Genomic DNA, 13,037 nt, shown 5'->3' with positions numbered 1-13,037 from the left:
TATGCCTATTCAGTTACTGCCGATTAGTCTGGCCAACCAGATTGCGGCAGGTGAAGTTATCGAACGTCCCGCATCAGTAGTTAAAGAATTGGTGGAAAACTGTCTGGATGCGGGCGCATCACAAATCACCATCGACATCGATCAAGGTGGACGGCGACGTATTCGTGTGCGGGATAACGGCGGTGGTATTCCGCGCGACGAGCTGGCGCTGGCTTTGAGTCGTCATGCAACCAGCAAAATAAGTTCATTGAGTGATTTAGAGGCGATTCAAAGCTTAGGTTTTCGCGGTGAAGCATTGGCGAGTATTAGTTCTGTATCGCGTCTAACTCTCACCTCAAAAACAGCGGAGCAAGAGCAAGCCTGGCAAGCATGGGTTGAAGGCCGTGATATGCAGGCGGAGTTAGCTCCAGCGAGCCATCCCCAAGGTACCACGGTGGATGTTCAAGATCTGTTCTTCAATACGCCAGCCCGACGAAAGTTCTTGCGCACTGACAAAACTGAATTTAGCCATATTGATGAAGTATTGCGGCGTATTGCCTTGGCTCGTTTCGATGTGCGTTTTCAGCTACTTCATAACGATAAAATTGTCCGTCAATATGCCGCCGTGCAAACACCAGAGCAATATATAAGACGCGTAGGGCAAGTTTGTGGTAATAACTTTACCGATGAAGTCATTGCTATTGATGAGCAATCGGGCCCGGTAAGATTGTGGGGTTGGGTTGCCCCAGCTCATGCGTGCCGCCATCAAGCGGATGTGCAGTATTTTTATGTGAATGGCCGTATGATGCGTGACCGTTTATTGGGACATGCTGTACGTCAAGCCTACGGCGATAGCTTGGGTGAAGATAGAACGCCTACCTTTGTGTTGTACCTTGAGTTACCAGCGCAAGATGTCGATGTAAATGTACATCCGGCCAAACACGAAGTACGCTTTCATCAGGCTCGGCAAATTCATGATTTTGTTTTGGCGGGCGTGCGTCAAGCAGTCGCTACGCAGAAATCACAGTCGAATGCTGAAGCGACGAGCGGTAGTCAACATGGTTATATATCGAGTAACGAAGCGCTCGCACAACAGGTGCGAGAGTTACAGCCGCAGCATCGAGATATTTTTCCAACGCGTACGACAGTTTCGCCATCGGCCGTCGCTGATTATGCGAACTTTGCAACGCCAACACGAGCGCCGTCAGAAGATAGTGCAAGTGTCGAAACGACGAAATCCGATAGCAAAGTATTGACGATTATTCAGCAGCGTTTTGCGCTTGTTGAGAATAAATCTTTGGCTTTGCTAAATTTGCAGCAGGTGCAACACCATTATTTGCAACACCAGTTAAGCCAACAGGCTAAAATTGGGCTTGCGGGACAACCTTTGTTAATACCGGTGAAACTCACCGACCCAGACATTGTGACTGCGCTAAAGTCTGTCGATACGAAAGAGCTCGCGTTATTGGGCATTCGAATAGAGTGCTCAAAGCAGTCAGTTACCGTATTAGACGTGCCATCAGCACTACGTCAAACCGACATTGCATCGAGTATGCGAACCTTGGTATCGAAGCGCAACAGTCAACAAGAGTTGATTGCATGGTTGGCACATCACCAAGTGCAAACAAACTACTCAATGGCTCAAGCCGAACACTGGTTACAATATGTACGAGAACTGAATGACTGTCCGGCGTCATTTTGGTTGGCGGTAACGTTACCATCTTTACCAGAGGCGTTACGATGACTAAACCTCATGTCATTTGCCTTTATGGGCCCACCGCAGCAGGAAAAACAGGATTAGCGATTGCGCTCACGCAACACTTGCCGTGCGACATTATCTCTGTCGATTCAGCGTTGATTTACCGCGGAATGGATATCGGTACAGCGAAACCTACGGCGGAAGAATTAGCACAAGCACCACATCGATTAATTGATATCTGTGACCCAGCTGAAAGTTACTCCGCAGCACAATTTGCCGCAGATGCACGTCGAGAAATTGACAACATTATTGCGGCTGGCCGTATTCCGTTATTGGTCGGTGGCACTATGTTGTATTTCAAAGCGCTGCTTGAAGGCATGTCGAAACTGCCGGAAGCTGACGCCGCGATTCGCGCGCAATTGACTCGAGAACTAGAACAAAAAGGTAGCGAGGCACTGCATACCGAACTGCGACAAGTTGACCCACAAAGTGCACAGCGCATTCACCCGAATGATCCACAACGCTTATTGCGCGCATTAGAGGTTTACCGAATTAGCGGTAAAACAATCTCAGAACTTACCGAAGCTCGGCACGGGGCATTACCATATCCTATTATCCAAATAGCGGTTGCACCGAGTGATCGTGCAGTCTTGCATGATCGTATTGCGTTAAGATTTCGTCAAATGGTGGAACAAGGCTTCATTGATGAGGTCGAACAACTACGACAACGGTCGGATTTACATATTGATTTGCCTTCGATACGTTGTGTCGGCTATCGCCAGGCGTGGCAGTACCTCGATGGCGAGTTTGATTTTGAAGAAATGATCAATCGCGGCATTTTCGCGACTCGACAGCTGGCGAAACGCCAGTTAACGTGGTTGAGGAAATGGCCTGGTGTTCATTGGTTGGAAACTGAATCGCCTACGTTGGTGCAGGATGCGTTAGCAATTTGTGCCAAACCGGCACAGTTATTTACACAAAGCGACCTTGAAAACTAAAACATTCACCTTATATTCAGTATAAGCTGAAATAAAACTAATCCCGATGTGAAATCGCGAGATTTAAACTATATTAGAAGTGGCTGGCATAAGCGGGTGGTAAGATATTGCTAGACACAAACAATAACAAAAAAGGAAATAAGAATATGGCTAAGGGGCAAACATTACAGGACCCGTTTTTGAATGCGTTGCGCCGTGAGCGCGTTCCGGTGTCAATTTACCTGGTTAATGGAATTAAACTGCAAGGCCAGATCGAGTCATTTGACCAATTTGTCATTTTATTAAAGAACACGGTAAGCCAGATGGTTTACAAGCATGCAATCTCGACTGTTGTTCCGGCGCGTATTCCGCAGAACTACTTGCCGATTGGCGAGAACAGCGAAGAGGCAATTGATTAAGACAACTTAAAAGGAGCAGTGATAGCTTGTTTGATAGGTTTGAAAGTGGTGAGCGGGCTATCCTGGTCCACGTTGATTTCCCTGCCGAAATCGATCGTGAAGATCTCTCTGAACTTAAATTATTAGTTTCCTCAGCGGGTGTTGAAACACTTGGCGTGGTCACCGCCTCACGGAGCACACCAAGCTCCAAATATTTTGTGGGTTCTGGTAAAGCGGAAGAAATTGCCGATCAGGTCAAGTTACTTGATGCCAATATTGTGATTTTTAATCACAGTTTAAGCCCTACCCAAGAGCGTAACCTCGAGAAACTTTGCGAGTGCCGAGTACTCGATCGTACAGGGTTGATTCTTGATATTTTCGCTCAGCGAGCGCGAACTCACGAAGGTAAATTGCAGGTAGAGCTTGCGCAACTTCGACATATTTCCACTCGACTTGTTCGAGGTTGGACTCACTTAGAGCGCCAAAAAGGTGGTATCGGTTTGCGTGGTCCTGGTGAAACCCAGCTCGAAACGGACCGACGCTTAATTCGTGGGCGCATCAAGAATATTTTAGGGCGTCTCGAGAAAGTTCAAAAGCAACGTGAGCAAGGACGAAGAGCACGTCAGCGTGCCGAGATTCCGACGGTTTCGTTAGTTGGCTATACCAACGCCGGCAAATCAACCTTGTTTAATCGCATCACTGAAGCGCAGGTATATGCTGCGGACCAATTGTTCGCGACACTCGATCCAACGCTACGAAAATTAGAATTGCCCGATGTTGGCCCAATTATCCTGGCCGATACAGTGGGTTTTATTCGGCATTTGCCGCACGAATTGGTCGCGGCTTTCAAAGCTACTCTACAAGAAACCCAAGAAGCCGATTTACTGTTGCATGTGATTGATGTGGCTGACGAACGTCAGGCTGAAAATATGCAACAAGTACAAGATGTACTGCATGAAATTGGTGCGGATGAAATTCCGCAACTGCTGATTTGTAATAAGATTGATAAACTTGCCGACGGTTCAGCGCGTATTGATACAAACGATGAAGGCTTACCGATTCGTGTGTGGCTCTCATCGCAAACGGGCGACGGAATTGATTTGTTACAAGAAGCCTTGGTGCAACGCTTGCGCCCAAGCATGGTTGACGTATCCTTGCGAATTCCGCCATCAATGGGCAAATTACGTGGTAAGCTGTATGCCATGAAGAGTGTTACGGGCGAAGAAACTCGTGATGATGGCCAGCTAGCTCTGCACGTGCGGATGTCGGCGGTCGATTGGCAGCGTTTAAGTAAACAAGTCGCCGAAGAGTATGGCGATAGCTTGCAAGGCTTTGTAGAATAGCTGCAACATTTTTAATAAAACTTATTTTAAACTACCCAGAGTTGGAGTAATCAATGGCCTGGAATCAACCGGGAAACGGTAATAACAATGACCGTGATCCATGGAAAAACCAAGGCGGCCGCGATCAAGGCCCGCCTGATTTAGATGAAGCGATTCGTAACTTGCTTGGCAAGTTAGGTCTTGGCGGCAACAAAGGTAATGGTGGTGGCGCTAACAAAAGTGGTGGCGGTATGCCGTCGCGCGGAATCGGCGTTATTGTCATTCTTGCCGTTGTCATTTGGTTCATTGCCGGTTTTTATACCGTCAAAGAAGCAGAGCGCGGAATCGTATTGCGCTTTGGCCAATACCACAACTTAGTTGAGTCTGGTCTGCACTGGCGCCCGTTCTTAGTCGACACGGTGGAAACAGTCGACGTGAGCAACGTGCAACAGTTCCAATCTGAAGGCTTTATGCTGACTCAGGATGAGAACGTGGTTCATGTTGAGCTGGACGTTCAATATCGTATCGTTAATCCACGCGACTATTTGTTTGCGGTTGAAAATGCCGACCGTAGTTTGGCGCAAGCGACTGATAGTGCATTACGTTTCGTAGTGGGTCACACCACAATGGACGAAGTACTAACTGTAGGTCGTGAGAGTGTTCGTCAAAACACCTTGGAGTTATTGGAAAACATTATTGCACCATACCAATTAGGTATTCAGGTGGTTGATGTGAACTTACTTCCAGCGCGCCCGCCAGAAGCTGTGAAAGATGCGTTCGATGATGCCATTGCGGCACAAGAAGATGAGCAACGCTTCATTCGTGAAGCAGAAGCTTATGCGCGTGAAATTGAGCCGCTTGCTCGTGGTCAGGTTCGCCGTATTCTGCAAGAAGCTCAGGCTTACCGTGAACAGACTGTGTTAAAAGCACAGGGTGAAATCGCACGTTTCCAAGAACTCTTGCCTCAGTACAAGGCCGCACCTGTAGTCACGCGCGAGCGTCTGTATCTTGAAACGCTAGAGAAAATTTACAGCAACACGGCCAAAGTTATGGTTGATGTTGAAGGTAGTAATAACATGATGTATCTACCGCTCGATAAAATTCTTGAGAAACAGCGTGCAACAGAGCAGCCTGCGCGTAGTGAAGCGCAAGGCACTAATTCGAGCCCAACGCGAAGCTCTAACAATAATGAGTCAAGCAGCTCGTCTCGCTCAAACAATAGCGTTCGCACCAGCGATCGCTTCAACGATGGTCGGGGGTAAACGATGAAAAACTTTGTAGCTGTATTAGTTATCGTCGCTGTCGTACTCGGCTTTTCGTCGGTGTTCGTAGTGAAAGAAGGCCAACGCGCCATTGTGGTTCAGTTTGGTAAGGTATTACGCGACGCCGATACTGGCGAAGCAACCGTGTATGCTCCTGGTCTGCACTTCAAATTACCATTCATTGAAGACGTAAAACGTCTTGATGCGCGTTTCAAAACGCTTGATGGTAATCCAGATCGCTTCGTGACCAGCGAGAAAAAAGATTTGATTGTTGATACATATGTGAAATGGCGTATTTCTGATTTCGCAACGTATTACCTTTCAACGAATGGCGGTAACCAAGCACAAGCAGAAGCGCTCTTAACGCGTCGTGTAAGCAGTGGTCTTCGTGCGGAATTTGGTAGCCGTACTATCAAAGAAATCGTCTCTGGTGAGCGTGATAACCTCATGCGTGAGGCGCTTATTCGTGGTGCTGATAGTGCACAAGAGCTAGGCATTGAAGTCATTGATGTTCGCGTCATGCAAATTAATTTGCCGACCGAAGTCAGTCAATCAATTTTCCAGCGTATGCGTGCAGAACGTCAAGCGGTTGCCATGGAGCACCGCTCAGAGGGTCGTGAGCAAGCTGAATTTATTCGTGCTGATGTTGATGCGCGGGTAACGGTTATGCTAGCCGATGCTGAACGTGAGTCACGTCAGTTACGTGGTCAGGGTGATGCTGAAGCGGCTGGTATTTATGCTAGTGCTTACAACAAAGATTCAGAGTTCTTCTCGTTTATTCGAAGCCTACAGGCTTATGAAAAGAGCTTTGAAGCTGGCAACGATGTCTTGGTACTTGAGCCAGATAGCGACTTCTTCAAATATCTAAACAAAGCGACTGCGAATTAAAAGCAAGAGCGATATTAGCTAGTTAAAAGCAAGAGCGATATTAGATATTGGATATTAGGAACCCGCGGTTGTCCCGCGGGTTTTTTGTGTTTACTCTCTGACGAATAACGAATAACGAATAACGAATAACGAATAACGAATAACGAATAACGGACACCTATATATGTCGTATAAAAAACACTATAGTCGCTATCTAGCCGAGCATCCGAATAGCTTACATTTTGCACCCCACAGTCATCATTATTGGCCTGATGTGACGCGCGATGCGCAACTGGCGTATTGGGATGATAGCGCGCGGGATGTTGATCATAAGTGGGGAACTATCTTTGGCGAGCGCGTTCCTGCGGTGCAGAAATACCTTGCTCAGTTGCTGAACCATCCGTATCCCGAGCAGTTCGTATTCGCCAGCAATACTCATGAATTGCTGTATCGTGTTATTTCGAGCTATGCGCCGAATAAACCACTGAAGATTCTCAGCACCGATAGCGAGTTTCATAGTTTCTCACGGCAAATTAGACGCCTTCAGGAACGGCCTGAAGTTGAATTCGTTAGTATCGCAACCGAGCCATTTGCGACCTTTGAAAGCCGCTGGCTGGAGGCCATTCAGCAACAAGCGTTTGATCTGATTTTTACCAGCCAGGTGTTCTATAACTCCGGTATCGTTGCACCTGAGTTGAATACTTGGATTGATGCCGTGCCGTCATGCACACAGATTATTATTGATGGCTACCACGGCTGCGGCGCCATTCCGACTGATCTTGCATCGTATGCTGATCGGGTATTCTATCTCGCTGGAGGTTATAAATATTTGCAAGCGGGTGAGGGCTGCTGTTTTATGGCAGTTCCCAAAGGATGCCAGCTGCGACCAGAGTTTACTGGTTGGTTCGCCGATTTCGCCAATCTTGCGAAGCCTCAAAAAGCGCAGGTTGAGTATGCCGACGACGGCATGCGTTTTGCTGGCGCTACGATGGATTTTTCAGCCGTATATCGCCTCGAAAGCGTCTTAGCATGGTGGTATCGCGATGGCCTTACTGTGGCAGCGATGCATGATTATGTGAAGCAGTTGCAGCAAGCCTTTTTAACTATTTTAGATGAGGTTAAGCATCCGCATATTAATCGCCAAAATCTACTTGCGAAAGATCTGAACCACCACGGTCATTTTCTTACATTCAAGCTTGTTAATGCAGAGACAGTTGAACAACTTGCCGCACACCTCAGTCAGCACGGCATAGAGACCGACTATCGGGGTGAACGTCTACGTTTTGGCTTCGCGATTTATCATGATGTTGAAGACTACCAGCAATTAAAAAATGCGTTGACTCAGCTCTGATCGGGCTACCGTCGCCCCTAAATACCTGTTAAAATCGCCGCCTGTTTTTTCAACAGTAACTGCTGGTAGCGAGATCATGGGTAAAAATGTAGTAATTCTAGGTACACAATGGGGTGACGAAGGTAAAGGCAAAATCGTTGATTTGCTTACCGATAAGGCGTCGCTAGTCGTTCGCTATCAAGGCGGACATAACGCTGGCCACACCCTGGTCATCGACGGTGAGAAGACCGTTTTACACTTGATCCCATCCGGCATTTTGCGCGCGAACGTAAAATGTGTGATTGGTAACGGCGTGGTTCTGTCGCCAGAAGCACTCATGACTGAAATTGCGATGCTTGAGCAACGCGGTGTACCGGTGCGTGATCGTTTACTTATCAGTGAAGCCTGCCCGTTGATTTTGCCATACCATATTGCTTTAGACCAAGCGCGCGAAAAAGCACGTGGCAATAAAGCGATTGGCACCACAGGTCGCGGCATTGGGCCAGCCTATGAAGACAAAGTTGCTCGCCGTGGTTTGCGTGTTGGCGATTTGTTCAACTTCGCTCGCTTTGAAGAAAAACTTCGTGAAGTTGTTGAGTTCCACAACTTCACCCTAGTCAATTATTACCAAGTTGAACCGGTGAATGTTGATGATGTATTGGCTTATTGTGAAGACGTTGCGAAGCAATTAAAGAGCATGGTTGCAGATATCCCAGCGTTACTAGATGACGCTCGTAAATCTGGCCAACACATCATGTTTGAAGGTGCTCAAGGTACTTTGTTAGACATCGATCACGGTACTTATCCATACGTAACCTCATCAAACACAACCGCTGGCGGTGTATCTACTGGTGCTGGTTTTGGTCCGCGCTACATTGATTACGTATTAGGTATTGTGAAAGCTTACACGACGCGTGTTGGCAGCGGTCCATTCCCAACTGAATTGGAGTGTGAAGTAGGGCAGCATTTAGGCGTTAAGGGCCATGAGTTTGGCGCAACCACTGGGCGTAAACGTCGTACCGGTTGGTTTGACGCGGTAGCGGCTCGTCGTGCGGTACAAATCAACTCGGTGAGTGGCTTCTGCTTAACTAAACTCGACGTGTTAGATGGCCTCGAAGAATTGAAGATCTGCGTCGGTTACAAACTACCAAATGGCGAAGTGGTTGAGTACCCGCCGATGGCTGCTGAAGACTACGAAACCGTCGAGCCGGTATATGAAACTATGCCTGGTTGGAATGACAGCACTGTGGGCATTACTCAACATAAAGATTTGCCAACTGCTGCACTTGCGTATATCAAACGAATTGAGGTTTTAACTGGCGTACCAGTGGACATTATTTCAACAGGTCCAGACCGCGCTGAGACGATTATTTTGCGCCATCCGTTCGCAAATTAACCGATCGAACCAAGAAAGCTAAAAAAAATGGTATTTCCTATTGCATCATCAAAATTGATACAATAGAATGCGCTCCACCTAACCGGGGTGCCGGCATAGCTCAGTTGGTAGAGCAACTGACTTGTAATCAGTAGGTCCCGAGTTCGACTCTTGGTGCCGGCACCATTTTAAAATCTGGTTTTGGAGGGGTTCCCGAGCGGTCAAAGGGATCAGACTGTAAATCTGACGGCTCAGCCTTCGCAGGTTCGAATCCTGCCCCCTCCACCACTTTTTAGCATGGTCATGCGAATGCGGTGAGTCCAGAATGGTTTGAGGTGGCCCGATTCAAGGCATGCGGGTATCGTATAATGGCTATTACCTCAGCCTTCCAAGCTGATGATGTGGGTTCGATTCCCACTACCCGCTCCAAATAATCTGTATTGTGCTGATATAGCTCAGTTGGTAGAGCGCACCCTTGGTAAGGGTGAGGTCGGCGGTTCAAATCCGCCTATCAGCACCATGTGTCAGGCCAAACTCTTCCCTTGTCTCGCTTATTTCGGCATAATCGCCGGCTATAGATTTTCAATTGTTGGTGTTAATCCACCGTACGTTGTCCAAAAAGAGGCTGTCATGGCAAAAGAAAAATTTGAACGTTCCAAACCGCACGTTAACGTCGGTACAATCGGCCACGTTGACCACGGTAAAACTACTCTGACCGCTGCGATCACCACAGTATTGGCGAAAACCTACGGTGGTTCAGCACGTGCATTCGATCAAATCGATAACGCACCAGAAGAAAAAGCGCGTGGTATCACCATCGCAACGTCACACGTTGAGTACGATACTCCAGCACGTCACTACGCACACGTAGACTGCCCAGGACACGCTGACTATGTTAAAAACATGATCACCGGTGCGGCGCAGATGGACGGCGCTATCTTGGTAGTTGCTGCGACTGACGGCCCAATGCCACAAACTCGTGAGCACATCTTGTTGTCACGTCAGGTTGGTGTTCCATACATCATCGTGTTCATGAACAAGTGTGACATGGTCGACGACGAAGAGTTGTTGGAATTGGTTGAGATGGAAGTTCGTGAACTTCTTTCTGAGTACGATTTCCCAGGCGACGATTTGCCAGTAATCCAAGGTTCAGCATTGAAAGCATTGGAAGGCGAAGAGAAGTGGGAGAAGAAAATCATCGAATTGGCAGAAGCTTTGGATTCATACATTCCAGAGCCAGAGCGTGATATCGACAAGCCGTTCATCATGCCAATCGAAGACGTATTCTCAATCTCAGGCCGTGGTACTGTAGTAACTGGTCGTGTTGAGCGCGGTATCGTTCGCACTGGTGACGAAGTTGAAATCGTAGGTATCCAAGATACAACGAAGACGACTGTAACTGGTGTTGAAATGTTCCGTAAGTTGCTTGACGAAGGTCGTGCAGGCGAGAACATTGGTGCCTTGTTGCGTGGTACTAAGCGTGACGAGATCCAGCGTGGTCAAGTATTGGCGAAGCCAGGTTCAATCACGCCACACACTCAGTTCGAAGCTGAAGTGTACGTATTGACCAAAGAAGAAGGTGGTCGTCACACCCCATTCTTCAAAGGCTACCGTCCACAGTTCTACTTCCGTACCACGGACGTAACTGGTGCAGTCCAGTTGCCAGAAGGCGTAGAGATGGTTATGCCAGGCGACAACCTGAAGTTCGTAGTTGAACTGATTCACCCAATCGCGATGGACGAAGGTCTTCGTTTCGCGATTCGTGAAGGTGGTCGTACAGTAGGCGCAGGCGTTGTATCTAAGATCATCGCTTAATGCGTAGCCCGGCGTTCTACGCCGGGTTGTTTAGAAAAGGGAGCTTCGGCTCCCTTTTTGCTTTTGAGAGCAACAACGATATTAGCTATTAGATATTAGATATTAGCGAAAACACGAAAGACCAAGACCGCTCTTCTAATATCCAATATCTAATAGCTAATATCGCTCTTGCAGTTTCCCTTGTTTTACGGTCTTTGATCGGTATAATACAGCGTCCGTTTCTGTCACATGTACAGAACTTGCAGGGGTGTAGTTCCAATTGGTAGAACAGCGGTCTCCAAAACCGACGGTTGGGGGTTCGAATCCCTCCACCCCTGCCATATTCAGCTATTAGCTATTGGATATTAGATATTAGAAAATACGGACGGACTGCTAATATCCAATATCTAATAGCTAATATCGACGTTGGTTTTAATTACAGGATTGAATAATGAGTGCAAACACCGAAACGCAAAGCAGCTCACTCGACGGCTTAAAATGGATCGTCGCTATTGCACTGCTCGCTGCTGCAGTACTGGGTAACTACTATTATGGTGACCAAGTGTCTGTACTTTATCGTGCCATTGGCGTGGTACTTTTAGTTGTTATTGCGGGTGTGATTGCAGGTATGACTGGTAAGGGTCGCCAATTCCGCGAATTTGCCAAAGAAAGCCGCAAAGAGACGCGCCGCGTTGTATGGCCTTCGCGCCAAGAAGCGACGCAAACGACTTTGATCGTCGTTGTTGCTACCGCAATCGTTTCATTAATTCTGTGGGGTATGGATGCGATTTTGGTGCGCATCGTAGGCTTCTTCACCGGACTGGAGTTTTAATCAATGACTGATCAAGTGAAAAAACGCTGGTACGTGGTTCAAGCATTCTCAGGTTTCGAGAAGCGCGTAGCCGATTCTTTGCGCGAGCATATCAAAATGCATGGCATGGAAGATAAATTCGGTGAAGTGTTAGTGCCTACCGAAGAAGTTGTTGAAATGAAAGCTGGTAAGCGTGCGAAAAGCGAACGTAAATTCTTCCCAGGCTATGTTCTTGTAGAAATGGCGATGGATGAAGATGCGTGGCACTTGGTAAAAAGCATCCCACGAGTATTAGGTTTTATTGGCGGTACGCAGGAGCGTCCTACGCCAATCACTCAGAAAGAAGCAGATATTATTTTGAACCGTCTGCAAGAATCTGTTGATAAGCCGAAGCCGAAAACGTTGTTTGAACCAGGTGAAGTGGTTCGCGTTAACGATGGCCCGTTTGCAGATTTCAATGGTACGGTTGAAAGCGTTGATTATGAGAAGAGCCGTTTGACTGTATCAGTTTCTATTTTCGGTCGCGCAACGCCAGTCGAGCTCGAGTTCGGCCAGGTCGAAAAGGCCTAATAAATACAAGTACGATATTGGCTATTGGATATTTGATATTAGCCAAAACACAACTTGAAGCGGTCAGCTAATATCTAATATCAAATAGCTAATAGCTGATCTCTTGCAATGAGGGGCGAATAGGACTATAATTCGCCTCCTTTTTTATATTGGGGAGCCGTTAGAGTAAGTCATCTCTTAGATTTACGAGGCGTTTGACCCACAACCAAGAGGCATAAACATGGCTAAGAAGTTAAAAGCTATCATCAAGTTGCAAGTAGCAGCTGGTGCAGCTAACCCGTCACCACCAGTTGGTCCAGCTTTGGGTCAGCACGGTGTGAACATCATGGAATTCTGTAAAGCGTTTAACGCTGCAACTGACCAGCTTGAGAAAGGCGCGCCAGTTCCAGTAGAAATTAGCGTTTTTGAAGATCGTTCATTCACGTTCATCACCAAAACTCCTCCAGCAGCATTCTTGTTGAAGAAAGCAGCCGGTATCAAGAGCGGTTCAGGCCGTCCTAACACTGAAAAAGTGGGTACTGTGACTCGTGCTCAGTTGGAAGAGATTGCGAAGGTTAAAGAGCCAGACTTAACAGCGGCTGACCTTGACGCAGCGGTACGTACTATTGCCGGCTCTGCTCGTGCAATGGGCCTGAATGTGGAGGGTCTGTAAG

The 13,037-nt window shown here is 47.5% G+C and carries 12 protein-coding genes and 5 tRNA genes; all 17 read left to right on the top strand.

Going from position 1 to position 13,037, the window contains the following annotated elements; translation table 11 throughout:
• Nucleotide 1 precedes the first annotated feature (1 nt).
• Nucleotides 2–1,723 (top strand): DNA mismatch repair endonuclease MutL, encoded by a 1,722-nt coding sequence (gene mutL, locus LG272_RS00735; protein ID WP_404408960.1) that lies wholly within the window; start codon nt 2–4, stop codon nt 1,721–1,723.
• Nucleotides 1,720–2,676 (top strand): tRNA (adenosine(37)-N6)-dimethylallyltransferase MiaA, encoded by a 957-nt coding sequence (gene miaA, locus LG272_RS00730; protein ID WP_404408958.1) that lies wholly within the window; start codon nt 1,720–1,722, stop codon nt 2,674–2,676. The genes mutL and miaA overlap by 4 nt, the downstream gene beginning before the upstream one ends.
• 146 nt (nt 2,677–2,822) lie before the next feature.
• A complete protein-coding gene (hfq, locus tag LG272_RS00725) occupies nt 2,823–3,074 on the top strand; it encodes an RNA chaperone Hfq (protein ID WP_092857623.1) in 252 nt (83 codons plus the stop codon).
• Nucleotides 3,075–3,100: 26 nt separating this feature from the next.
• Nucleotides 3,101–4,396 carry a ribosome rescue GTPase HflX gene (gene hflX / locus LG272_RS00720; protein ID WP_404408955.1) on the top strand — a complete coding sequence of 432 codons (1,296 nt, stop codon included), beginning with the start codon at nt 3,101–3,103 and terminating at the stop codon, nt 4,394–4,396.
• Between the two features lie 53 nt (nt 4,397–4,449).
• Nucleotides 4,450–5,637: an FtsH protease activity modulator HflK gene (gene hflK, locus LG272_RS00715; protein ID WP_404408953.1), complete on the top strand. Its 1,188-nt coding sequence runs from the start codon at nt 4,450–4,452 to the stop codon at nt 5,635–5,637.
• Nucleotides 5,638–5,640: 3 nt separating this feature from the next.
• On the top strand, nt 5,641–6,525 hold the full coding sequence (hflC, locus tag LG272_RS00710; RefSeq protein ID WP_126759611.1) for a protease modulator HflC: 885 nt from the start codon (nt 5,641–5,643) through the stop codon (nt 6,523–6,525).
• Between the two features lie 163 nt (nt 6,526–6,688).
• Nucleotides 6,689–7,855 carry an aminotransferase class V-fold PLP-dependent enzyme gene (locus LG272_RS00705; protein WP_404408951.1) on the top strand — a complete coding sequence of 389 codons (1,167 nt, stop codon included), beginning with the start codon at nt 6,689–6,691 and terminating at the stop codon, nt 7,853–7,855.
• Between the two features lie 76 nt (nt 7,856–7,931).
• On the top strand, nt 7,932–9,230 hold the full coding sequence (locus LG272_RS00700; RefSeq protein ID WP_126759609.1) for an adenylosuccinate synthase: 1,299 nt from the start codon (nt 7,932–7,934) through the stop codon (nt 9,228–9,230).
• 89 nt (nt 9,231–9,319) lie between these two features.
• A tRNA-Thr gene (locus tag LG272_RS00695) sits at nt 9,320–9,395 on the top strand.
• Between the two features lie 17 nt (nt 9,396–9,412).
• Nucleotides 9,413–9,497, top strand: a tRNA-Tyr gene (locus tag LG272_RS00690).
• A 66-nt stretch (nt 9,498–9,563) separates the two neighbouring features.
• Nucleotides 9,564–9,638: transfer RNA gene (locus tag LG272_RS00685), tRNA-Gly, on the top strand.
• A 15-nt stretch (nt 9,639–9,653) separates the two neighbouring features.
• Nucleotides 9,654–9,729 (top strand) — tRNA-Thr (locus LG272_RS00680).
• Nucleotides 9,730–9,839: 110 nt separating this feature from the next.
• On the top strand, nt 9,840–11,024 hold the full coding sequence (gene tuf, locus LG272_RS00675; RefSeq protein WP_126759600.1) for an elongation factor Tu: 1,185 nt from the start codon (nt 9,840–9,842) through the stop codon (nt 11,022–11,024).
• A gap of 243 nt (nt 11,025–11,267) precedes the next feature.
• Nucleotides 11,268–11,344: transfer RNA gene (locus tag LG272_RS00670), tRNA-Trp, on the top strand.
• 110 nt (nt 11,345–11,454) lie between these two features.
• Complete coding sequence (gene secE / locus LG272_RS00665) at nt 11,455–11,835, top strand: preprotein translocase subunit SecE (protein WP_092858796.1); 381 nt, start codon at nt 11,455–11,457, stop codon at nt 11,833–11,835.
• A 3-nt stretch (nt 11,836–11,838) separates the two neighbouring features.
• A complete protein-coding gene (nusG, locus tag LG272_RS00660) occupies nt 11,839–12,384 on the top strand; it encodes a transcription termination/antitermination protein NusG (RefSeq protein WP_092858794.1) in 546 nt (181 codons plus the stop codon).
• A 220-nt stretch (nt 12,385–12,604) separates the two neighbouring features.
• Nucleotides 12,605–13,036 (top strand): 50S ribosomal protein L11, encoded by a 432-nt coding sequence (rplK, locus tag LG272_RS00655; protein WP_092858792.1) that lies wholly within the window; start codon nt 12,605–12,607, stop codon nt 13,034–13,036.
• Nucleotide 13,037: the final 1 nt, after the last annotated feature.

Origin of the sequence: Pseudidiomarina marina (genome assembly GCF_044807045.1) — a bacterium.
Lineage (GTDB): Bacteria > Pseudomonadota > Gammaproteobacteria > Enterobacterales > Alteromonadaceae > Pseudidiomarina > Pseudidiomarina marina.
Note: the sequence above shows the minus strand (reverse complement) of the source record. Positions and strands in the feature narration are given on the sequence as shown.